Origin of the sequence: Pseudobdellovibrio sp. HCB154, assembly GCF_046267985.1 — a bacterium.
Classification (GTDB): Bacteria; Bdellovibrionota; Bdellovibrionia; order Bdellovibrionales; family Bdellovibrionaceae; genus Pseudobdellovibrio.
The window spans coordinates 18352-39060 of the sequence record NZ_CP176530.1; the positions used below are offsets into that span (position 1 = coordinate 18352).

At 40.1% G+C, this 20709-nt stretch carries 23 protein-coding genes; 15 read left to right on the top strand and 8 right to left on the bottom strand.

What is annotated here, in order from left to right; genetic code table 11:
* Positions 1–5 precede the first annotated feature (5 nt).
* Positions 6–782, bottom strand: coding sequence for an electron transfer flavoprotein subunit beta/FixA family protein (locus ACKWCF_RS00090; protein WP_409478654.1), 777 nt, complete (start codon positions 780–782; stop codon positions 6–8).
* A 209-nt stretch (positions 783–991) separates the two neighbouring features.
* Between ACKWCF_RS00090 and ACKWCF_RS00095 the strand changes: the two genes are divergently transcribed.
* From ACKWCF_RS00095 to ACKWCF_RS00110, 4 genes are read left to right on the top strand one after another with little or no spacing between them, the layout of a single operon-like run.
* Complete coding sequence (locus ACKWCF_RS00095) at positions 992–1657, top strand: succinate dehydrogenase cytochrome b subunit (protein WP_409478655.1); 666 nt, start codon at positions 992–994, stop codon at positions 1655–1657.
* A gap of 1 nt (position 1658) precedes the next feature.
* The gene (locus ACKWCF_RS00100; protein ID WP_409478656.1) at positions 1659–3575 is read left to right on the top strand and encodes a fumarate reductase/succinate dehydrogenase flavoprotein subunit; all 1917 of its coding nucleotides are present in this window, start codon (positions 1659–1661) and stop codon (positions 3573–3575) included.
* A 13-nt stretch (positions 3576–3588) separates the two neighbouring features.
* Positions 3589–4383: a succinate dehydrogenase/fumarate reductase iron-sulfur subunit gene (locus ACKWCF_RS00105; protein WP_409478657.1), complete on the top strand. Its 795-nt coding sequence runs from the start codon at positions 3589–3591 to the stop codon at positions 4381–4383.
* A 23-nt stretch (positions 4384–4406) separates the two neighbouring features.
* A complete protein-coding gene (locus ACKWCF_RS00110; RefSeq protein ID WP_409478658.1) occupies positions 4407–5342 on the top strand; it encodes a hypothetical protein in 936 nt (311 codons plus the stop codon).
* Here ACKWCF_RS00110 and ACKWCF_RS00115 read toward each other — a convergent pair.
* On the bottom strand, positions 5339–5653 hold the full coding sequence (locus ACKWCF_RS00115; protein ID WP_409478659.1) for a hypothetical protein: 315 nt from the start codon (positions 5651–5653) through the stop codon (positions 5339–5341). The two genes, ACKWCF_RS00110 and ACKWCF_RS00115, sit on opposite strands and share 4 nt — an antisense overlap.
* A gap of 268 nt (positions 5654–5921) precedes the next feature.
* Here ACKWCF_RS00115 and ACKWCF_RS00120 point away from each other — a divergent pair, with 268 nt between their 5' ends.
* The 3 genes from ACKWCF_RS00120 to ACKWCF_RS00130 all read left to right on the top strand — a co-directional run bounded on the left by ACKWCF_RS00120 (position 5922) and on the right by ACKWCF_RS00130 (position 8908).
* Positions 5922–6164, top strand: a complete 243-nt coding sequence (locus tag ACKWCF_RS00120; protein WP_409478660.1) for a hypothetical protein — start codon at positions 5922–5924, stop codon at positions 6162–6164.
* 126 nt (positions 6165–6290) lie between these two features.
* Positions 6291–7919: a S8 family serine peptidase gene (locus ACKWCF_RS00125; protein WP_409478661.1), complete on the top strand. Its 1629-nt coding sequence runs from the start codon at positions 6291–6293 to the stop codon at positions 7917–7919.
* A gap of 170 nt (positions 7920–8089) precedes the next feature.
* On the top strand, positions 8090–8908 hold the full coding sequence (locus ACKWCF_RS00130) for a BPL-N domain-containing protein (RefSeq protein ID WP_409478662.1): 819 nt from the start codon (positions 8090–8092) through the stop codon (positions 8906–8908).
* Here ACKWCF_RS00130 and ACKWCF_RS00135 read toward each other — a convergent pair.
* Genes ACKWCF_RS00135 through ACKWCF_RS00145 form a run of 3 tightly spaced genes read right to left on the bottom strand, consistent with a single transcriptional unit; the run spans position 8905 to position 10812 of the window.
* Entirely contained in the window at positions 8905–9282 is a 378-nt protein-coding gene (locus ACKWCF_RS00135) for a hypothetical protein (RefSeq protein ID WP_409478663.1), read from the bottom strand. The genes ACKWCF_RS00130 and ACKWCF_RS00135 overlap by 4 nt on opposite strands.
* Before the next feature lies 1 nt (position 9283).
* Positions 9284–10162, bottom strand: a complete 879-nt coding sequence (locus ACKWCF_RS00140; RefSeq protein ID WP_409478664.1) for an alpha/beta fold hydrolase — start codon at positions 10160–10162, stop codon at positions 9284–9286.
* Positions 10159–10812 carry a hypothetical protein gene (locus tag ACKWCF_RS00145; RefSeq protein ID WP_409478665.1) on the bottom strand — a complete coding sequence of 218 codons (654 nt, stop codon included), beginning with the start codon at positions 10810–10812 and terminating at the stop codon, positions 10159–10161. The genes ACKWCF_RS00140 and ACKWCF_RS00145 overlap by 4 nt, the downstream gene beginning before the upstream one ends.
* Before the next feature lie 146 nt (positions 10813–10958).
* Between ACKWCF_RS00145 and rpsF the strand changes: the two genes are divergently transcribed.
* The 4 genes from rpsF (at position 10959) to ACKWCF_RS00165 (ending at position 14554) form a co-directional block, all read left to right on the top strand.
* Positions 10959–11402 carry a 30S ribosomal protein S6 gene (gene rpsF / locus ACKWCF_RS00150; protein WP_409478666.1) on the top strand — a complete coding sequence of 148 codons (444 nt, stop codon included), beginning with the start codon at positions 10959–10961 and terminating at the stop codon, positions 11400–11402.
* Positions 11403–11433: 31 nt separating this feature from the next.
* Positions 11434–12312 carry a DUF2232 domain-containing protein gene (locus ACKWCF_RS00155; protein WP_409478667.1) on the top strand — a complete coding sequence of 293 codons (879 nt, stop codon included), beginning with the start codon at positions 11434–11436 and terminating at the stop codon, positions 12310–12312.
* 34 nt (positions 12313–12346) lie between these two features.
* On the top strand, positions 12347–12790 hold the full coding sequence (gene rplI, locus ACKWCF_RS00160) for a 50S ribosomal protein L9 (RefSeq protein ID WP_409478668.1): 444 nt from the start codon (positions 12347–12349) through the stop codon (positions 12788–12790).
* A gap of 141 nt (positions 12791–12931) precedes the next feature.
* Positions 12932–14554, top strand: coding sequence for a thioredoxin fold domain-containing protein (locus ACKWCF_RS00165; RefSeq protein WP_409478669.1), 1623 nt, complete (start codon positions 12932–12934; stop codon positions 14552–14554).
* 85 nt (positions 14555–14639) lie between these two features.
* Here ACKWCF_RS00165 and ACKWCF_RS00170 read toward each other — a convergent pair whose 3' ends face one another.
* Positions 14640–14831, bottom strand: coding sequence for a hypothetical protein (locus tag ACKWCF_RS00170; RefSeq protein ID WP_409478670.1), 192 nt, complete (start codon positions 14829–14831; stop codon positions 14640–14642).
* A gap of 423 nt (positions 14832–15254) precedes the next feature.
* Here ACKWCF_RS00170 and groES point away from each other — a divergent pair, with 423 nt between their 5' ends.
* Positions 15255–15554 (top strand): co-chaperone GroES, encoded by a 300-nt coding sequence (gene groES / locus ACKWCF_RS00175; protein ID WP_409478671.1) that lies wholly within the window; start codon positions 15255–15257, stop codon positions 15552–15554.
* Positions 15555–15610: 56 nt separating this feature from the next.
* Positions 15611–17251, top strand: a complete 1641-nt coding sequence (gene groL / locus ACKWCF_RS00180) for a chaperonin GroEL (protein ID WP_409478672.1) — start codon at positions 15611–15613, stop codon at positions 17249–17251.
* 101 nt (positions 17252–17352) lie between these two features.
* On the opposite strand, the gene ACKWCF_RS00185 is transcribed toward groL, so the two are convergent.
* Positions 17353–18501, bottom strand: a complete 1149-nt coding sequence (locus ACKWCF_RS00185; protein ID WP_409478673.1) for a hypothetical protein — start codon at positions 18499–18501, stop codon at positions 17353–17355.
* A 126-nt stretch (positions 18502–18627) separates the two neighbouring features.
* On the opposite strand from ACKWCF_RS00185, the gene ACKWCF_RS00190 reads away from it, so the two are divergent.
* Positions 18628–19227 (top strand): AhpC/TSA family protein, encoded by a 600-nt coding sequence (locus ACKWCF_RS00190; protein ID WP_409478674.1) that lies wholly within the window; start codon positions 18628–18630, stop codon positions 19225–19227.
* A 79-nt stretch (positions 19228–19306) separates the two neighbouring features.
* The gene (locus ACKWCF_RS00195; protein ID WP_409478675.1) at positions 19307–20086 is read left to right on the top strand and encodes a dienelactone hydrolase family protein; all 780 of its coding nucleotides are present in this window, start codon (positions 19307–19309) and stop codon (positions 20084–20086) included.
* Here the strand turns inward: ACKWCF_RS00195 and trhA are convergent.
* Positions 20078–20698 (bottom strand): PAQR family membrane homeostasis protein TrhA, encoded by a 621-nt coding sequence (gene trhA / locus ACKWCF_RS00200; protein WP_409480271.1) that lies wholly within the window; start codon positions 20696–20698, stop codon positions 20078–20080. The genes ACKWCF_RS00195 and trhA overlap by 9 nt on opposite strands.
* Positions 20699–20709: the final 11 nt, after the last annotated feature.

Consider the following 20709-nt stretch of genomic DNA (forward strand, 5'->3'; position numbering starts at 1 on the left):
GACTCCTATAACACTTTCGCTTCGTCGCGAAGAAGTTTGATTAATTCAGCCGCTTGCGCCGAAGCATCGCCAGATAAAAGTTTTACCGCTGGTTTTTCAGCCGGTAATGAGTAAGAAACATATTTTACTTTTGCATCAGTCGCTGCGATTCCTAAAGCTGACAACTCAACTTCTTTCACAACTTTCTTTTTAGCTTTCATGATGCCAGGTAAAGAAGCATAGCGAGGCATATTTAAGCCTTTGTTTGCAGCAACTAATGAAGGATTCATCATTTGCACAACTTCTTTCGCTCCACCTTCAACGTCACGCTCAACCAAAACGCTTTCGCCTTGGTTTTCAAATTTAGAAACTACTGAAGTGTGTGGAATTTGTAAAAACTCAGCAACCATTTGTGGAACTGAAGATTGGTTGTTATCGATCGCTAACTTACCAGTAAAGATTAAGTGAGCGCCGCCCTCTGCCTTAATTGCAGCAGCTAAGGCTTTTGCCGTAGAGATAGCGTCTAATTTTTCATCAGCATTAACAACGATCGCCTCGTCAGCGCCCATTGCTAAAGCAGTTCTTAAAGATTCAACTGCGCGAGTTTTAGGACCAGCCGTGATTGCCCAAACTTGAGCTGTTGGATTTTTTTCTTTAAATTTTACAGCTTCTTCTACTGCAAATTCGTCATAGGGATTTAAAACCCATTTGATACCAGTTGTATCGATACCATTTTGATCAGCGGCCACTTTGATTTTTGTTTCAGTGTCCGGCACTTGCTTAATACACACGAAAATTTTCATGTTTAAACTCCTCTCGGCTGCGCCAAGAAATACCTCATTATTGTTTAATAAATGAACCCATTTGTTCTAGCGCAAGTGCCTGAAATCCTACAGTGAATTATCAATATAACGTGACGCAAAAATGCAGGTTAGTTTTAAGTGGCAAAGTGACAATTTATAGGGCGAAGGTTTATTGTAAGATGAAAACAACATGAGAAGGTGAAGTGTTTATGTTCGATTTTGTGAAGTCGACTGTTGGTCGAAAATATATCATGGGTATATCGGGCCTAGTGTGGATGGGTTTTGTTCTATCACACATGGCGGGAAACATGCTTATTCTGGTAAGCCCCGATTTGTACAATGCTTACGGGCATGCGATTGTTTCTAACAAGCCGCTATTGTACGGAGCTGAAAGCGTTTTAGTTTTAGCGTTAATCGTTCACGTGATGACGGCGATTTCTTTAACGGTTGAAAATCGTAAAGCGAAAGGTTCTCGTTATGCCGTAAGCGCTAGCGGAGACAAAGCTTCGACACTTGCCTCGCGCACAATGGGAATGCAAGGTTCAGTAGTTTTAGCTTTCATCATTTTACACTTAGCTACTTTTAAATATGGAACTCACTACGATACAGTAGTTAACGGCGTGCAAATGCGCGACTTACACCGCTTGATCGTTGAAGTGTTTCAACAACCTGGCTACGTGCTTTGGTATGTTGTGGCGTTAGTTTTATTAATGTTTCACTTAAGCCACGGTGCTAGTTCAATTTTTCAATCTTTTGGTTTCTTAGAGAGAAAAATGCAAAAAGGTTTAAGAAAATTCGCATGGACTTACGCGATCATCGTTGTCGCTGGTTTCTTATCTCAACCTGCTTACGTATTTTTATTAAAAGGAAAATAATATGTCTAACAAACTAGATAGCAAAATTCCTAGCGGCGCCATCGGCGAAAAATGGACAAAACATAAATTCGACATGAAGCTGGTTAATCCGGCGAATAAACGTAAGCTTTCTGTTATCGTGATCGGTACGGGCCTTGCGGGCGCATCAGCGGCTTCTTCGCTTGGTGAACTTGGTTACAAAGTAAAAGCATTCTGCGTGCATGAATCTCCTCGCCGCGCCCATTCAGTGGCGGCACAAGGTGGTATCAATGCCGCTAAAAATTATCAAAATGATGGCGACTCAGTTTATCGTTTATTCTACGACACTGTAAAAGGTGGAGACTTCCGCGCGCGCGAAGCTAACGTTCATCGTTTAGCAGAAGTTTCAGTTAACATTATCGATCAGGCTGTAGCTTCAGGTGTTCCTTTGGCGCGTGAGTACGGCGGATTATTGTCAAACCGTTCATTCGGTGGATCACAAGTTTCTCGTACGTTCTATGCTCGCGGACAAACAGGTCAGCAATTATTATTAGGCGCTTACTCTTCTATGATGCGCCAAGTGGATTTAGGAACTGTTGAATTATACACTCGTCGTGAAATGTTAGATTTAGTTGTAATTGATGGTAAAGCGCGCGGCGTGATTATTAGAAATTTATTAACTGGTGAAATCGAATCACACGAAGCGGATGCAGTTGTTGTAGCTTCTGGCGGATACTCAAACGTATTCTACTTATCGACGAACGCTATGGCGTGTGCAGTAACAGCAGCTTGGAAAGCTCATAAAAAAGGGGCGTTCTTCGCAAATCCTTGTTACACACAAATTCACCCAACTTGTATTCCTGTGCATGGTGAAAACCAATCAAAACTTACATTAATGTCTGAATCACTTCGTAATGACGGTCGTATTTGGGCTCCACTTAAAAAAGGCGACGCTCGTCCTGCGAACGAAATTCCAGATGCAGAACGCGATTATTTCTTAGAGCGCGTTTACCCAAGTTTTGGTAACTTAGCTCCGCGTGACGTGGCTTCTCGCCAAGCAAAATATCGCGTTGACGAAGGTCACGGTGCTTTAGGTGAAAAAGCCGTATTCTTAGATTTCAGAGATAGTATTAAACGTTTAGGTGAAGACAAAGTAGCTGAGCGCTACGGAAATCTTTTCCAGATGTATGATAAAATCACTGGCGAAAATCCATACAAACAACCAATGAGAATTTTCCCGGCTCCGCACTATACAATGGGTGGTCTATGGGTAGATTACAATCTTGAGTCAACAATCCCAGGCTTATTCGTAGCTGGTGAAGCAAATTTCTCTGATCACGGTGCCAACCGTTTAGGGGCTTCGGCGTTAATGCAAGGTTTAGCTGATGGTTACTTCGTTCTTCCGTACACAATCGGTAACTACTTCGCGAATACGAAATTAGGTAAAGTTGAAACTACGAACGATGCGTTCAAACACGCAGCTAACGAAGTTCAATCTGACTTAAATAAATTCTTAAGTGTTAAAGGTTCAAGAACTGTTGAATCTTTCCATAAAGAATTAGGCCACATCATGTGGGAAAAATGCGGTATGGCCCGTGATAAAGCAGGTCTTACAGAAGCGATTTCTAAAATTCAAAACTTACGTAAAGAATTTCACACGAATGTTAATGTTCCTGGCGAAGGCAAAGGCATTAACAATGAATTAGAAAAAGCAGGCCGCGTAGCTGATTTCATCGAGTTAGGTGAATTAATGTGTCGTGATGCTTTAACGCGTGAAGAATCTTGCGGCGGTCACTTCAGATCTGAATATCAAGTAGACGGCGAAGCTAAGCGTGATGATGATAAATTCTGTCATGCGGCTGCGTGGGAATGGAACGGATCTGCAGATAAAGTGCAAACTCGTCACCAAGAAGAATTAACTTTCGAAAACGTGCATTTAGCGACACGTTCGTACAAATAAGGTTGAGGCACACATGGGAAATGCAAAACCAAATATTAATTTAAAATTAAAAGTATGGCGCCAAAAAGATAATAAATCTCAAGGCGGCTTTAAAGAATACGACGCAAAAAACGTATCTCCTGACGCTTCTTTCTTAGAAATGTTAGATGCTGTTAACGAAGAGTTAATCAAAAAAAATGAAGAGCCGATTTTATTCGACCATGACTGCCGCGAAGGTATTTGTGGAAGCTGCGGTTTTATGATTAACGGAAACGCGCACGGCCCGCAAAAATCAACAACAGTATGTCAATTACACATGCGCGCGTTTAAAGACGGCGAAACACTGGTTTTAGAACCATGGAGAGCCTCTGCTTTTCCAATTTTAAAAGACTTAGTTGTGGATCGTTCGGCCTTTGACCGCATCATTAAAGCAGGTGGTTATATCTCTGTAAATACTGGAAATGCCCGCGATGCGAATAATATCTTAATTCCAAAACCGGACGCCGATGAGGCAATGGCTTCTGCAACTTGTATTGGTTGTGGTGCTTGCGTTGCTTCTTGTAAGAATGCTTCGGCAGCGTTATTCACATCTGCAAAAATCCAACACATGGCTTTATTACCTCAAGGTCAAGTTGAGCGCGCTCAACGCGCTTTAGATATGACAGCGCAAATGGATGCAGAAGGTTTCGGAGCTTGTTCTACAACTGGATCATGTTCTGCAGCTTGTCCGAAAGACATTTCATTAATCAATATTGCAACAATGAATCGTGAGTTGCTAAAAGCCACAATCACGAAAAAAGAAGAACACGCAGGCGGCGGCGACGGCTAGTCGTTTTCAAGAAAGGCCACGGCATGAAAGATTTTTTAAAAATATTATTTGTGTTAGTGGTCGTTGTGATCGCCTTTGTTTCGGGTCGTAACTATGGCGAATCATCTATTTTAGAATCTAAAGATTATAAAGAAACTAAAAGCAATCTGGCAGATAGTGCGCGCTCTGATGAAGAGCTGCGTTTGATGAAAGAAAAATTTCAAAACCTACTAGATAGCGCTGATCTTAAAAAAGCTGATGAAGTTTACGGTAAGATGATGACGCTATTTTTAGTTGATCTGGGTCTTCGTATTTCTGAGCAACAACAAAAAGATTTAGATACTGGCAAAGCGCAAATGGCGATGTGTTCACCGTCTTCTGCGAAAGCCAGTGTTGCCGTAAAAGAAAAGCCTGTTGAAGCTCCTGTTGAAACTCCAACGGCTCAGCCTGAAGAAGTTGTCGAAAAAGCTCCCCGCTTTTCTAAGTTAAATTCAGGAAGATTTAAATCAACCGAATGGACACTTGTTAACAGCTCTTCGGCTGAAGAAATTCTTAGAAATTTAGAAAAAGTAAAACTAACAGATATCGATGCTTTTTTAAAAGGAGCACCGCGAACTGTAGGTCAGGATTTACAAAAATATTTTGGAACTTTTCGCGGAAAGGTTTCGGCTATTGATGGTTCTGACTATGGATCTCTGGTAATTGAAGTTGGTCCTGCAGAAAAAGCTAATAATGTGACTGGTGAAGTTAAATTTTTTCGCCAGGGAAAAGTTCAATCGAACAGTGCCTTCACCACAGATGCTTGGGGTTATAAACCCGAAGGTTACCAAGGCAATATGATCAACGTGGGTGATCGTTATCTTCAGCTTTATAAAATTGAAGGCTCGGATAAAATTGCCGGCAATTTTTATGAACGTCTTCCGAATGGAACTACTAAATTGATTGGCAGCTTTGTTTTAAACCGCACTGACCGTATTTAATTATCAAGACAGTTGGGAACTTCGTCGATGGAATAGAGAGTTTTTGTCTCTCCGACGATTTTAATATTTAACGAACTTTCTTCTAGATAAGGAAAGCCGATAAGATCCTTTGAATTTTCAGGGTTTTTTGAAGCGCCCAATAAGTTCATTGGGCGGTAGCCTTTGGCCATTAATACTGAAAGCATCTCGTCATTCGTGTTTGGTGAAACAATTAAAGAGCAGGATTTAACTTCAAATTCTCCGATTTGACCGGCAAAGCTTGCGAGGGAAATTAAATTTAAAACAGCGAATAAAAGGCTTAGTTTTTTCATAAAACCATAAGATGCAAAAATTCTCGCACTTTTAAACGATTTTTCACCAGTTCTGATGTCTCGTTCTGAGATGCCGCCGAATCTTGTTATACAGGGGTGAAAATATTTTCGAAAAATTTTGTCTGCGTTTAACCTTTAAAAAATGCGTCATACGTCTCACAACCAGACGTTAGTTCATGAAGAACTAAACTCATCTCTGATTTGCAGCCTGACAAAAGTCTAAATACCTGGACCTTTTCTGACGAAGAGAATCATAAGTAGGATGCAAATGAAAAAAGTCAGCGAATTAATGAAAGAAATGGGTTTCAACCAAAATGCCCCAGTGGCAACCCAAGAAGCCTTTATCAAACATCTCATCAAAGCCGCTACTGGCGCGGATGTTATGACTCCGACCGAGAAAAAAATTATCCGCGATAATCCCGATAAAATCGTGCAATTTCCAAAACAATTAGCGTTCGATTTTTCTGATGAAGAAATCGCAACGCCTGCTAAAAACTCAAAAAAAGCGTAACAATAATTTTTATTGAATGGTAATTTCTCCTAGCCGTTTTTCCAGTTTCAGTCTGGAACCGGAATCTAGACTGCTCACAAATCGTGCGCATGTTAAGATTTTTTCAACTAGAGGGGAACCACCACCATGAAAAATAATTTTTCTAAAGTAAGCGCATTAGCTGCGACAATGATGTTAGCAGTTACTGCAAACGCAAGTTTTACAACTCAATCTGTACCAGGTGAATTCGTTGTAAAATTAAAACCAGGAATGATGCGTGCATCTACGCAAGCTCTTTCACAACAACTTAAGGGTTTCGTAACTCAAAAAATTTCAGGACAAAATATCGTTGTTGTTAAAAAAGCTGTTTTTGAAACTAACGACTCAGCTATCAAAGCATTAAATGAAAATCCAATGGTTGAAATCGCTGAGCCGAACTACATTTACAAAATCAACAAAGCTCCAACAGATCCTTTATATGTACAAACTTGGGGTTTATCAAATGTTGGCCAAGCTGATCCTAAAAACCAAGTCGGTGTTGCCGGTGTAGATATCAACGCTGAAAGAGCATGGGAAATCCAAACTGGTACTCGCGAAAAAATCATCGCGGTTATCGATACTGGTATCGACTACACTCACCCTGACTTAGTAGACAATATGTGGGTGAACGAATCTGAGAAAAACGGTAAAGCTGGTGTTGATGATGATAACAACGGCGTAGTAGATGACGTTTACGGTTACAATGCAATTACTGGAACTGGTAATGCAAAAGATGACCAAGGTCACGGTTCTCACTGTGCTGGTACAATCGGTGCTCGTGCGAATAACGGCATCGGCGTTGCTGGTGTAAACTGGAACGTTCGTATGATGGCTGTTAAATTCTTAGATGCTGGTGGATCTGGTTCATTAGCTGATGCTATCAAAGCTATCGACTACGCAACTAAAATGGGTGCGCATGTTATGTCGAACTCTTGGGGTGGCGGCGGCTTCTCGCAAACATTAATGGATGCGATCAAACGTTCAAATGAAGCTGGCGCGATCTTTATCGCGGCTGCTGGTAATGAATATAACAATAACGATAACTCTCCGACTTACCCATCAACTTACCAAGTTGAAAACGTAATGTCTGTTGCAGCTATCGACAACCGCGGTGCTAAAGCTGACTTTTCTAACTACGGTAAAAAGACAGTTCACTTAGGCGCTCCTGGTGTTAACGTTATGTCGACAACGGGTGGTTCTTATAAATCTTTCTCTGGTACTTCAATGGCAACTCCGCACGTTGCCGGCGTTGCCGCTTTATTATGGGCTAACGAGCCAAACTTAACAGCAGCTCAAGTTAAAGAAAGATTAATTGCAACAGTTCGTCCTTTAGCTTCTATGAAAGGTAAAACGAGAACTGGTGGTATGGTTGATGCTTACGGTGCTTTAACAAACACACAAGCTCCACCTGATGCAAATGATCCATCTAACTGGGCAACAGTTGCGATGAACTTCGCTTCTGAATCTCCGTATAAACCAAATACTGATCAAACTTTTGAAATCAGCGTTCCAGGCGCTAAAGAATTTGCGATTTATTTTGAAAAATTTAATGTTGAATCTGGTTATGACTTCGTAACTATTTACGATGCTGCTGGAAACAAAGTACAAACATTAACAGGTTCAATGGATGAGTCATTCTCGATGACAATCACTGGCGAATCAGCACGTGTTGTTTTTAAATCAGACAAATCAGTTGAAAAATCTGGTTGGTCAATCACGAAAGCAGCTTACCGTTAATATTTGAGTAAGTTTGTTTTGCCGCAGGTTCAACGAATAGTTTTGCCTGCGAAAGATCGATAAAATTTATTTCAGAAAAATTGCAAGGCTAAAGCTTTGCAATTTTTTTTTGCGCAAAGCACTTTGAAAGCATGAAGAAACATACAGCAAAACTCATACTTATTTTCGCAATGACAATAACTCAAGCCTGCTCTGATTTTGGTTTTTCAGACAGTGATTCAAAATCTGTTTTGCCCGACACTGCACTAACAGATCCAACAAACGAACCCACAATTAAACCCTACCCGCCACCTGAAGCGGCCGATCAAAAAATTTTATTGTTTAACGGCCAAGGTATTTCAACGTCTGATTGGCAATCGTTTCAAAGTATTCTTAAAGAGATGAATCTTGAAATAGAAACTGCAAACTCCGCACAACTTGAAGCAATGTCGCTTGAACAGTTGAAACAGTATTCATTAATTATTGTTCCCGGCGGAAAAGCCGCCACTATTAGTAGCGGCTTAACAGGCGCTGCGCGCCTTCGCGTAAGGCAAGCTGTGCGCGATTTTGGCGTAAGTTACTTAGGAATTTGTGCTGGCGCTTGGGCTGCCGTGGGAACACAAGCTAACACCAACACAGAAACATCTTACGGCTTTCTGGTGATTTACGGATCGCACTTACTCAACTGGTGGCCTGATGGAAACAGCAACGCTGTAGCTGATGTTGTGCCCGTGCAATTTGCCGACGGCAGATCTCGTCAGTTAGTTTGGTATGGTGGCCCCGCAACACCGGAATGGGCCGGTGGCGTTGTTGCTAGATACAGTGATGGCAAAGCAGCGATTTCACAAGCGTACTCAGGAAAGGGGTTTGTGGTTTTATCGGGTCCACATCCTGAAGCACCGCAAGGCTGGAGAAACACTGCCGGCAATGATCCCGACGGTTTAGATTACGACATTACCAAAGAATTAATTGTGTCAGCACTTAATCGCCAACCGATGAATCATTATTAAGATTTAATTTTACGATAGACGTTGAACTCTAACAGAACCACCAAAAGGACAACGATAATTTCTGCAGCTAAAAGCAATTGCCCGCGCCAAGTGATGCGCTCGCGAAATAAAATTAAACCTAAAGAAATTAAACAGTAAAATAAATTAGCCCCGATAATTGTAAGCAACATCCAAGGCTTTGTTTTTGAAGCGAAAAAATAGCACGATAGCGAATAAAACGCATAGATCGCTGGAAGCAAAGCCAAATTTTGAAGTGTAGAAACATTGATTCCTAGAAATAAAGAATAACGAATAAGAATTAAGCCTGTGAAACAAGCGCTTAAGACTGCGCCGATTCCATCTAAAAGAAAAATATTCTTTTCATTTAACCGCATATTAATGATGGCGACTTAAAAAATCGCGAAGCTTTAGATTCATAAACTCTGGAAAATCTAATTGGCAGCAGTGCGATCCGTAAGGAACCAACACATACTCGGATCCGTGAATTTGTTCGACCAACTCTTTTTGATAGCTTGGCGGAGTTAAAAAATCACGATCACCGGCAATGATTAACGTTGGCTTATCAATCGAAGATAAAACATTTGTCGCATCAAAATTTAAGAGTTGTTCAAACAATCTAAAAAATAACGGTAGTTCTAAGCGCGAAACGCCCCGACCGTACATTTCAATATCTTTAAATTGCGTAAGTTTAATATTAAATCCACCCGATAATGCGGCCACTTGAAACGCCACAGGATTATCAACCATCGCTCTCCACAGAGAATTCCACAGATCGGGTGCTTTAGCGTGTTGGGCTTTAATAAATTGAAAAAGTGGTTCAACAAATTCTAAGCCAAAAAGTTTTTTTAACGGATTACGGGCAAAACCATTGATCAACGTGAGTGATTTAAAAATTTCTGGAAACTGTTCAAATGTTTTTAATTGGTAAGGCACACCAAAGCTGTGACCAACAACATGCGCTGATTTGTGGCCTAAATGATTTAACAAACCTTTTAAATCAAAAGCCAAATGTTCAAAAGTCATGTTCTCTAAATTTTTTACCGGAACACTTTTGTGGTGACCGCGAATATCAAATAAAATCACTTGATGCGTTTTGGAAAAAAACTCAACTTGCGGATGCCAGTGATTCATTAAGCAGGCGATACCGTAGATAAAAACAATAGGTTCGCCTTTTCCGTGAACTTCGTAATAAATCGGAGTTCCGTCCATAGCGGTGTAATACCCAGTTTTTTTCTCAACAAATTGTGCACTCATTTTAAAATCGAAAGCTCCACTAAATTGGCGCCAAAAGACAACTGATCACCACTTTCAATGGGATGTTGGGTAAAAGGTTGGCCATTGATAAGAATCTTATCACCGCACAGAGTTTCGATGTAGGCCGTTTCGCCGACTTGGAAAAATTTGGCGATTTGTCCGGGTTGAGTAGGATCTTTGATGTTTAGATCTAGGCTGTTAAACCCCATGGCCCGAGGCCCGTAACTTAGGGTATAGAACTCATCGGTCTGCGGACCTTGTAAAAAGGTCAAACGCACCGGGTAAAGATAGAAGAAAAACTCAGTTAAAACAGGCTCCCAAGTGTCTGACTCTAAGAAGTCGACAAGCTCGTCTTCCCAGTTGTCATAACTAGGTTTAGGCTTTTCGATTACCTTAAAACCGGTCTGACCCATGTGAAATATTAGCCCACTAATTAAGCTAAGCGACACCCCTTCAGATGAACCAGCGCGAATCTTGTTGCCCTCTAAGGCTCTGATTTTCCACAAGAAATTTGGATCAAGATAGATTTCAGCGTGCACCGTCGCCATTTCGGGGTCGCCGAAATAACCTGACGAGAAAACAAAGTTTTCACGCATGGTAAGTATCTTTCCTTTTTGGGTTCCATCAAGAACCTGCAGAGCCAACTTCATGGTTTTCCTCAAGCTTTCGCAGAAAATATCATAGGCCTATGATCAGGCCTTGTCTACGTCTTGGGAGGGTGCTAAACCACTAGAACATTAAAAGTCATCCTTGCTCCACCCATTGGGGGTTGGGGCTTTAACCGAGAGGAATATTCATGGACCAAAACTTAAAGCGTCCGTATGAGGTTGTTATCCTTATGCACCCAGACGCGAACTTAGAAGAGCAAAAAGCTCTTTTCACAAAAAACAAAGCAACAATCACTGGTTTTAAAGGATCTGTGCACTCAGTAGAAACTTGGGGCAAAAGAACTTTATCAACTCCGATTGGCAAAATTCGTAAAGCTGTGTTCTTTCACTCAGTTTTCGAATCTAACCCACAAGCGGTTCAAGAGCTTGAGCGTACAATGCGTATCAACGATAAAGTTTTACGCTTCATGCACACTCGCTTAGATGAACGTACTTCTCCAGCAAAACACTTAGAAGCTTTCAAAAAAGGCTTAGCTGAGTCAGCTGCTAAAGAAAAAGAACGTGAAGCAAAAGCACAACTTCGTCGTCAAGCGGCTCAACAAGCTCGCATGGAAAGACAAGACGAAGAGTAGTAACATTTGGCCGAAGGCCAATAGGTGATAAATGCTGCCACAACAAGCCTCTAACAATAAAAAATACTTCTTATTAGCTGCAGTTTCTGCAGCTATGAGCATTATTTTTTCTGTGATGAGCGCTCCGTTTATTCGTGTGTTAGCAGCAACTAAATCCAAAATTTTTTGGTTGGTTGGCATTGTTTTCGTGTCTTCATTATTTTTTCTAAAGATGAACCTGGTCGCAATTTATGTAGGGACAATTTGGATGACTTTAGGCCTTTACAGTGAATTGGAAAAGAAGGGCATCACGTGGAAAAAATCAGGCGCCTTATCGGTTCTTGCCGGTGTAGCGTTTGGAGCTATCAGCTTCCTAGCGATTACGAAGTGGTCAGTAGATCACGAGTTATTCAAACAGGTTATTGATCCGCTCATGGTTTCATTAAAACAGGTTTTACCCGAAGAAAATTTCGAAACAAAAGCCGTTATGATGTTTATGCCGGGATTACTGGCTTCTGCATTGATCAGCGCATTAGCTGTTTCACTTGTATTCGAAGCTCAAATTTTCCAGGCCTTTCAAATCAAACGTGAAAGACTTGCTTCAGGACTTAAATGGTTGGAATTCCGACTACCCGATATGTTTATTTGGGTTTCGTTATTCTCTTTTTTATTCTCAGTAGTAGAAACGCCATTTCATTTCCTTCAAGTGATCGCCATTAATTTAGCGGTTGTAAGTATCATTAGCTTTTTCTTTCAAGGGATTTCAGTTTTTGAGTTTGCTATGCGAATTTTTAGAGTTGGCAGAATAACAAAACTGTTACTTTATCTTTTAATCATCACGTGGGCACTACCTGTAATTACAGTCTTAGGATTTGCAGATTATTGGGTGGATTTTCGCCGTCACATGAGAAAAAAAGTTAAAGTGAGTTAAGCCGATTAAAAGGCGTAAATAAAGGATTAAGACAATGAAAGTAATTTTACAAAAAGACGTTAAAGACTTAGGAAAAGTTGGCGATCTAGTGAATGTTTCTGCAGGTTTTGCACGTAACTTATTATTCCCACGTAACTTAGCTGTTGAAGCTACTGAAACTCGTGTTAATGAATATAATCACTTAAAACGCGTTGCTGAATCTAAAAAGAAAAAAGCAAATGCTGAACGCCAAGCGTTCTTAGCGAAAATTAAAGGTACAACTGTTACTTTTAAATTAAACGCTGGTGAAAACGATAAACTTTTCGGTACTGTAACAACTACTGATATCTCTAAAGGCCTAGATAAATTAGGTTTTTCTGTAGATAGAAAAGATATCGTTTTAGAAGAGCCAATCAAAGTATTAGGCACTCACAAAGCGACAATCAAATACAGCGAAGGAATGGAAGCTCCAATCCAAATCGCAGTAGAACGCGCTTAATAGTTTTTAAATAACTATAGAACCACCAAGGGCTGACACCGCAAAGTGTCGGCCCTTTCTTTTTAGACTAGACCAACTGCATTCAGTTGAATGAGCGGCTTAGTTTTTGTACAGTGAAACTCCACGAATAGGAGAATGGCTATGACTAAGCTTTTCGTTGTATTAGGTCTTATTTTTTCAACGCATGCTTTTGCAGAACAAAAAACCAAAGGTGCCGTAACTGCAGCTGTCGAAAACAAAGAAATTGTTTTAACTGTTAAAAAAGGTTTTCATTTTAACGACAAAGCTCCGGCAAGCGTTGTGTTTGATGATTTAGAGGCTAAACACAAACCGTTAATTAAAACGGAACAAAAATTTACATTCAAAGTTTTAGAAAATACTAAAAAAGCTAAATTAAACTACTATGTTTGCGACGATGCAAAGACTGTTTGTGAACCACACGATCAAGTTGTTGAGTTGACCGCAAAGCGCGCAGCCACAGATGCTGCTCCTTACGAGCGTGCCGTAGCCTCAGATGCTCCAGCTAAAAAATATGATAAAATCACATTACTAAAATTTTCTGCGCCTTGGTGCCCGGCTTGTATTCGTCTTAAGTCAGAGACAATGAATAAACCACCGGTAAAGGCTTTACTTAAAAAAGTAAACTTTGAAGAAATTAATATCGATCTTGTTGAGAACGAAAAAATTTCTGATCAATACGGCGTTAAAGCCATTCCCACGGTAATTTTAGTGAACGAACAAGGTGAAGAAATTAAACGTTGGTTAGACTATCAACCGGCAAAATCTTTTGCTCCTGAATTACAAGCAGCCCTTAAAGAAACACAATCAATCAACCAATTAGTAGCGAAAGCTGAAGCTGGTGATGAAAAGGCCGCGACAACTTTAGGTTACAATTCTTATAGTAAAATGATTTGGAAAGATGCTGCAAAATGGTTTTCTTTTTCAAAAGGCGCTAAAGAATTAAATTATAAATTAGCCTCTGAAATCAGCTATGCATCTGATGAAATGGGCGAAACAGCTGAATCTAAAAAGGCTTACCAACAAGCTTTAGAAAAAGGTTTTACGCTTTCGTCTTCGGTTTTAGATCAAACGCGCTGGAAGCTCGACTACTTAGAGCAGCTAAAAGAACAAGAACGTCCGATTGAAACAGATGCGATCAAAGCTTTACAATTTCAATTAGCAGAAATTAAAAACAGCAAAGATTTAAAAGGTTTATTTGCCAAATCAACTTTAGGCGACAATGAAAACTTTGAAAAAGCCGAAGTTTTAGATATGACAGCTCGTTTATATAAACTAACTGACGACAAAGAAAACGCTAAAAAAATTCAGGGCGAATTAGCTTCTGCAGTTGATAAAGTTAAACTTTCAACGAAGCTTCCAGGCCAAATGATTTCAGCAATTTGGTATTACGGACAAGCTGGTGTTCCTGAAAAATCAGAACCACTTTTAAAACAATTAATCAAAGCCTACCCGAAAACTTACGTTTACTATCAACGTTACGCGAGCTTTTTAACAAAACAAAAACGCCATGACGAAGCTTTAGCGCAAGCGAATTTAGCTCTGGAGTTTAAAGAAGGTAACGAACCACAATTAAGTTTAGCGAAGGTTAAAATCTTAAAAGAGTTAGGCAAAAAAGACGAAGCGATTATATTAATTGATAGCGCCTTAAAAATTACTGAAGCGCATCCAACAAAATATAAACGTACACAAACAGCATTAACAGATATCAAAAAGAATTTGTTAAATCCTGAAGTGAAAAAATAAATTTTTAAATAAAATTGTTAAGATAAAAAGAAAGGGTCGATCCGCAATGGTCGACCCTTTTTGTTTTTGAAATATTATTTAAAAACTACTGAACGCGTTCTGGAGAAGTTCCGTAAAACACTTCATCTAAATAGATCAACAAGGCTTGGCGAAGCTCATCAACAGTCATCGTGTTGGGATCTACTTCTAGCGCTCTAATAGCCGCGAAAAGCTCTGTTTCGATAGTGTCTTTATCAATATTGGCTGCTTGAGAAAATACTTCTAAAACTCGACTCACATTCGCCTCCGTGCTCTTGTGGGTTTAAGGTATCTGTTACTCTTTAGAATGCCCTATCCATGGGCTTTCCGGGGTGATCAGCGTGTTGCTAACCGCCTTACTAAGCATCAGACAATTTCATTCGATCACTGGGTTATTATTGTTTCAATTTTTTTGCAGGTTCCGACATTTTTTTGGACCTTAGTTGGCCTACCCCTAGGGCTAGTGTGTAATCGTTATAATGCTCCTAATGCGCAGTTGACTATAAAAAGCCAAGAATTTAGGCAGCGGCAAGGTGTGAAAATCAGGCGAATTTCCCCTCTGGCATTGACTACGTCTGCACTCTGAAAAAAGAGCTTTGCCGTGACTTGACGACTTTAAAAAGGTACTCATATTACCTTCGTCATCAATGACAAAAGTAACTATTTTAAGGGAGACATTTCAATGGCTAAAGAATTAGGCGTACGTCCATTACATGACAGAATTTTAGTAAAAAGAACTGCAGAAGATGAAAAAACTGCGGGTGGATTATTTATTCCAGATTCAGCAAAAGAAAAACCTCAACGTGGTGAAATCGTAGCTGCTGGTAAAGGCCGTATCACTGAAGAAGGTAAAGTTTTACCTTTAGAAGTAAAAGTTGGCGATAAAATCTTATTCTCTAAATACGCTGGCACAGAAATCAAATTAGATGGCGCTGAATTCTTAATGATGCGCGAAGAAGACGTATTAGGCGTTGTGCAGTAAGCACACCACGTACCCAGTACAATAAATTTTATTAATTAATAACGAAGGAAAAAAACATGAGCAAAATTTTAGTATTCTCTGAAGACGCTAGAACACACATCTTAAAAGGTGTTAATACTTTAGCTAACGCTGTTAAAGTTACTCTTGGACCTAAAGGTCGTAACGTAGTTATCGACAAATCTTTTGGTTCTCCATTAATCACAAAAGACGGTGTTACTGTTGCTAAAGAAATCGAATTAGAAAACAAATTCGAAAACATGGGCGCGCAAATGGTTAAAGAAGTTGCTTCTAAAACTAATGACGAAGCCGGTGACGGTACAACAACTGCAACTGTATTAGCACAAGCTATTTACCGTGAAGGTGCTAAATTAGTTTCTGCTGGTCACAACCCAATGTCTATCAAACGTGGTATCGACAAAGCTGTTGCGATCATTATCGACGAATTAAAAAACATGGCTAAACCAGTTAAAGGTTCAAACGAAGTTGCACAAGTTGGTGCGATCTCTGCTAACAACGATAAAGAAATCGGCACAATGTTAGCTAACGCTATGGAAAAAGTTGGTCGTGAAGGTGTTATCACTATCGAAGATTCAAAAACTGCTAAAACAGAAGTTACAGTTGTTGAAGGTATGCAATTTGACCGTGGTTACTTATCTCCATACTTCGTAACTAACGCAGAAAAAATGGAAACTGTTTTAGAAAACGCATACATCTTAGTTTACGATAAAAAAATCTCTTCTATGAAAGATATGTTAGGCGTTCTTGAAGCTGTTGCTAAACAAGGCCGTCCATTATTAATCATCGCTGAAGATGTTGATGGTGAAGCATTAGCTACTTTAGTAGTTAATAAATTACGTGGCACTTTACACGTATGTGCTGTTAAAGCTCCAGGCTTTGGTGACCGTCGTAAAGCTATGTTAGAAGACATCGCTATCTTAACAAACGCACAAGTTATCTCTGAAGACTTAGGAATGAAACTTGAGCAAGCTAATGCGACTCACTTAGGTATCGCAAAACGCGTTGTTGTAGATAAAGACAACACAACAATCATCGATGGTAACGGTAAAAAAGCCGATATCACGGCTCGTGTTAACCAAATCAAAGCTCAAGTTGAAGAAACAACTTCTGACTACGATAAAGAAAAACTTAAAGAGCGCTTAGCTAAATTAGCTGGTGGTGTTGCTGTTATCCACGTTGGTGCTCCTTCTGAAGTTGAAATGAAAGAGAAAAAAGCCCGTGTTGAAGATGCATTAAATGCAACTCGCGCAGCTGTTGAAGAAGGTATCGTAGCTGGTGGTGGTACTGCTTTATTACGCGCTTCTCAACAAATCTCTAAAGGCAAATTTAACGACGAAGAAAAATTCGGCGCAAACATCATCAAACGTGCTTGCGAAGAGCCTATCCGTCAAATCGCTACAAACGCAGGTCTTGATGGCGCTATCGTTGTAAACAACATCTTACAAGATAAATCAGCAAGCTACGGTTACAACGCTTACTCTGATGAATACACTGATTTATTAAAAGACGGTGTTATGGATCCAGTAAAAGTTGTTCGTTGCGCATTAACAAACGCAGCATCAGTTTCTTCGTTAATGTTAACGACTGAAACAATGATCGCTGAAGCTCCGAAAAAAGAAGCTCCAGCTATGCCAGGTGGCGATCACCACGGTATGGGTGGCATGGGCGGCATGATGTAGTCTAAGACTGCATCAGCGTCTATAGATCCAAATTCAAATACGAATTTAAAAACCCAAGGTATAAAAACCTTGGGTTTTTTATTTTGAGCGCAGAATTAATTTTATAATTTGATAACCTGAAATACCGAACACTTGTTGCCAGATAGTTGAAAAGGAATGCTCAGTAATTTCGTCGCAAGACTTGCGGCTTTTCTTAAGTGTGAAATCGAATAATCATAAGGGTTTTCAAAAATATCAGGGCTTATAATATCAAGATCTTTCATTTCTTCGAGATCAAATTCAGTCAATAATTTAAAATCAGAATACTTAATACCGACTGAGGCTGGCGATACCGAGAGAGATAATCCAAGGGCCCCACCGACCGAATCACAACCCGTTAATGAGTTTCGCAGAATATTTGTGAGAGTTCGTAATTGATAAAAATTATTGTTATCTAAAAAATCACTGAGCGCTTGCGAGTTTAAATACGCGAGAAACTCTTTTGATAAAGAATGATTAGAGTGCGCAAGTCGCGCGATAAGTTCATTGAGTCGATCAGATAATCTTTGTGATGAGCTGCTACGTTTAGCTAAGACTTGGTGAGCGATGCTGTATAAAAAGAGCATTCCCGCCGTGTCGGCGTGTTCTGCCAAATAACCTAATTCGCGCGAAAGTTTAGCTGCAGATAATTTATTAGACTCGATAGCGTCGTTAAGCCCGTCTTTAAACTTAGGGTAATTTAAGCCGATGTTATAGCTTGCGCTGGCTCCGGCAGGTAGCCCCGCTGCTTCAGCACTCAGCCCTGCAAAGGCCCCTAAAAACCCACCACTATAATGTTCGTTCGACTGACACGCCAAAGTTTTTCCAACAGATAAATCAACTCCCACACCTACATCCGTGCGTGCGGAAACTCCTGGAGCGCAAAACACACCGATGCTTTTTTCGTGGACCGCAAACTCAAGCATTTTGCTTACGCCTACACCGACAAAGGCGTCAGCAGAAACTCCAACTGTCACATGCTCAATAGCCCGACCTGTACGATCAATCAGATTATTTTTAATAGAACCGATTTTATTAAACATTTCACGAAGTTTAGATTTATTCTCCACATCCATGAAGACTTCTGGGTTTAATTCAACGATTTCTGTTTTTTGTTGGTACTCGCTCATCTCTTCCGACGAGGTCATTCGTTCTTGTTCAGATTTTTGTGATGAGGTGGCACAGTTTTGCAGAAACAAAATTGAAATAAAAAGAACGAAGATTTTTTTCATTTTTTAGATGCTCCTGCTTTCTATTTTATATCGATGTTGGTTTATATAAACGCGACCCATCCGTGTTCTAGACTTACGGCCAAGCAGGCTTGGGTTTTTCTGAGGTGTTTGCTAACCTTTTTAGAGATGAATACGGCCGAGCAAAAGCTTAAAGAGCTTAATAAAAACAGAAATCTGCAGATCGTTGGTGATACAAAGATAAGAGCGGAGGTTTCATCCTTAGCAAAATGCTATGTGATGGATGAAAATGAACAGATCACATTACTTGGTGATTTGTGGAAAAAAGACACTGTGCTTTTAGTTTTTTTGCGCCATTTCGCCTGTGCCGCTTGTCGTGCGCATGTTCGTCAAATTTTAGAAAACAAAGAAAGCCTTGAAAGTAAAGGCGTGAAAATTTATTTCATTGGCAATGGCACTCCTCATTTTATGCGTGGTTTTCAAGAACAGTTTAATCTACAAGAAGCAAAAATTTTTACAGATCCTTCTTTAAAATCATTTGATGCAGCTGGGTTTAAACGCGGTTTTTGGATTGATCCAGGAAATATGCATACCCGCCCTGAATTTATCACGCAGGCGATTTTTCACACGATGAAAAAAACGGGTTCAGGAAATGTTTGGCAGCTTGGTGGGATCTTAGCGATTCAGGCCGGCGGCAAAATCACATACCAATACACAAGCCAAACAATGGACGATCATCCACCAAGTAAAGATATCGTCGTCGAATAATACACAAACAGCGTCATTGCGATTTCATCACTTCCCTCCTGTGGAAAATTAAGTGCAAAATAAATTTCGGAGGAAATTTATGAAGCACCTATATCTAGTGGTCACACTTTTATTTTCATTATCATCTTTGGCCAAAGTGTCTGTGGAAAAAGTTGAGTATAAAGACGGAGAAACAACTCTTGAAGGTCTATTAGTTGTAGATTCTGCAAAACTTAAAAATAAAAAGGGCCCAGGTGTTGTCGTATTTCACGATTGGAAAGGCGTTGGCCCCTACGTACAAATGCGCGCCGAACAATTAGCTGAAATGGGTTACGTGGCTTTTGTAGCCGATGTTTATGGTAAAGGCGTTCGTCCGAAAGATAACAAAGAAGCTGGTGCTCAAGCTGGTAAATACAAAGGTGACCGCAGTCTTATGCGTTCACGTGTAAAGGCCGCTTACGATGAGTTAGCTAAATCTAAATATGTAGTAAGTGATAAAATTTCTGCCACAGGTTATTGCTTTGGTGGCACAGCGGCTCTTGAAGGAGCTCGTATGGGTTTACCACTAAAAGGTGTTGTCAGCTTTCACGGTGGCTTAAGCTCAGACAATCCTGAAGATGCGAAAAAAATTAAAGCCAAAGTTTTGGTGCTTCACGGGGCGATTGATCCAAATGTTCCGCCTGATGAAGTGGAACAATTTCAAAAAGAAATGAACGATGCCAAAGTTGATTACCAATTAACGGCCTATGCGAATGCAGTTCATTCATTTACCCATAAAGAAGCAGGTAATGATATTTCTAAAGGGGCCGCTTACAATGAATTAGCCGATAAACGTTCTTTCGTGGCGGCGAAAAACTTTTTAGAAGAAGTCTCAAAGTAAATAAAGAGCAATACTGAAATATTGAAAAATACTTCCACCCATCACGAATAAATGCCAGATGCCGTGGAAGTGTTTGAATTTTTCATCTAAGACAAAAAAGAAAACGCCTACGGTATAAAAGATACCGCCAACCGCTAAAAGCACGACACCTGGAAAAGCCAGGGCTAACATCAAATCTTTAATGGCAAAAACAATCAGCCATCCCATAAATAGATAAATCAATAACGACGGAATTCTCGTTATTTTTGCCAGAGTAAATTCACAGGCAATACCGATAGCCGCTAAACTCCAGATAATTCCAAAGATCCACCACCCGACATTTCCTTTTAAAGTCACTAAAGTAAATGGGGTATAAGAGCCTGCGATAAATAAGTAGATTGAGATGTGATCAAGCTTTTGTAAGATGGCTTTGGGTCTTGCGCCCGGAATGCTGTGATACAAAGTCGAAATTCCGTACAACAGAATTAACATAGCTCCGTAAATACTGGTGCCGACAATCTTTAAAAGATCACCTTGAACTGTAGCTAAAGTAATTAAAACTGAAGCCCCGGCGACCGCAAATAACAAACCAACAAGATGAGAAATACTGTTAAAGCGTTCGCCGTGATAGATAAAAACCTCGA

Coding starts and splice junctions, on each gene's coding strand:
- ACKWCF_RS00130 (WP_409478662.1), top strand. CDS start 8,090: ATGACAATAACTCAAGCCTGCTCTGATTTTGGTTTTTCAGACAGTGAT.
- ACKWCF_RS00195 (WP_409478675.1), top strand. CDS start 19,307: ATGAAGCACCTATATCTAGTGGTCACACTTTTATTTTCATTATCATCT.
- ACKWCF_RS00145 (WP_409478665.1), bottom strand. CDS start 10,812: ATGAAGTTGGCTCTGCAGGTTCTTGATGGAACCCAAAAAGGAAAGATA.
- rpsF (WP_409478666.1), top strand. CDS start 10,959: ATGGACCAAAACTTAAAGCGTCCGTATGAGGTTGTTATCCTTATGCAC.
- ACKWCF_RS00090 (WP_409478654.1), bottom strand. CDS start 782: ATGAAAATTTTCGTGTGTATTAAGCAAGTGCCGGACACTGAAACAAAA.
- ACKWCF_RS00185 (WP_409478673.1), bottom strand. CDS start 18,501: ATGAAAAAAATCTTCGTTCTTTTTATTTCAATTTTGTTTCTGCAAAAC.
- ACKWCF_RS00125 (WP_409478661.1), top strand. CDS start 6,291: ATGAAAAATAATTTTTCTAAAGTAAGCGCATTAGCTGCGACAATGATG.
- ACKWCF_RS00140 (WP_409478664.1), bottom strand. CDS start 10,162: ATGAGTGCACAATTTGTTGAGAAAAAAACTGGGTATTACACCGCTATG.
- ACKWCF_RS00135 (WP_409478663.1), bottom strand. CDS start 9,282: ATGCGGTTAAATGAAAAGAATATTTTTCTTTTAGATGGAATCGGCGCA.
- ACKWCF_RS00155 (WP_409478667.1), top strand. CDS start 11,434: ATGCTGCCACAACAAGCCTCTAACAATAAAAAATACTTCTTATTAGCT.
- ACKWCF_RS00095 (WP_409478655.1), top strand. CDS start 992: ATGTTCGATTTTGTGAAGTCGACTGTTGGTCGAAAATATATCATGGGT.
- ACKWCF_RS00190 (WP_409478674.1), top strand. CDS start 18,628: ATGAATACGGCCGAGCAAAAGCTTAAAGAGCTTAATAAAAACAGAAAT.
- ACKWCF_RS00100 (WP_409478656.1), top strand. CDS start 1,659: ATGTCTAACAAACTAGATAGCAAAATTCCTAGCGGCGCCATCGGCGAA.
- rplI (WP_409478668.1), top strand. CDS start 12,347: ATGAAAGTAATTTTACAAAAAGACGTTAAAGACTTAGGAAAAGTTGGC.
- ACKWCF_RS00115 (WP_409478659.1), bottom strand. CDS start 5,653: ATGAAAAAACTAAGCCTTTTATTCGCTGTTTTAAATTTAATTTCCCTC.
- ACKWCF_RS00120 (WP_409478660.1), top strand. CDS start 5,922: ATGAAAAAAGTCAGCGAATTAATGAAAGAAATGGGTTTCAACCAAAAT.
- ACKWCF_RS00110 (WP_409478658.1), top strand. CDS start 4,407: ATGAAAGATTTTTTAAAAATATTATTTGTGTTAGTGGTCGTTGTGATC.
- ACKWCF_RS00105 (WP_409478657.1), top strand. CDS start 3,589: ATGGGAAATGCAAAACCAAATATTAATTTAAAATTAAAAGTATGGCGC.
- groES (WP_409478671.1), top strand. CDS start 15,255: ATGGCTAAAGAATTAGGCGTACGTCCATTACATGACAGAATTTTAGTA.
- groL (WP_409478672.1), top strand. CDS start 15,611: ATGAGCAAAATTTTAGTATTCTCTGAAGACGCTAGAACACACATCTTA.
- ACKWCF_RS00165 (WP_409478669.1), top strand. CDS start 12,932: ATGACTAAGCTTTTCGTTGTATTAGGTCTTATTTTTTCAACGCATGCT.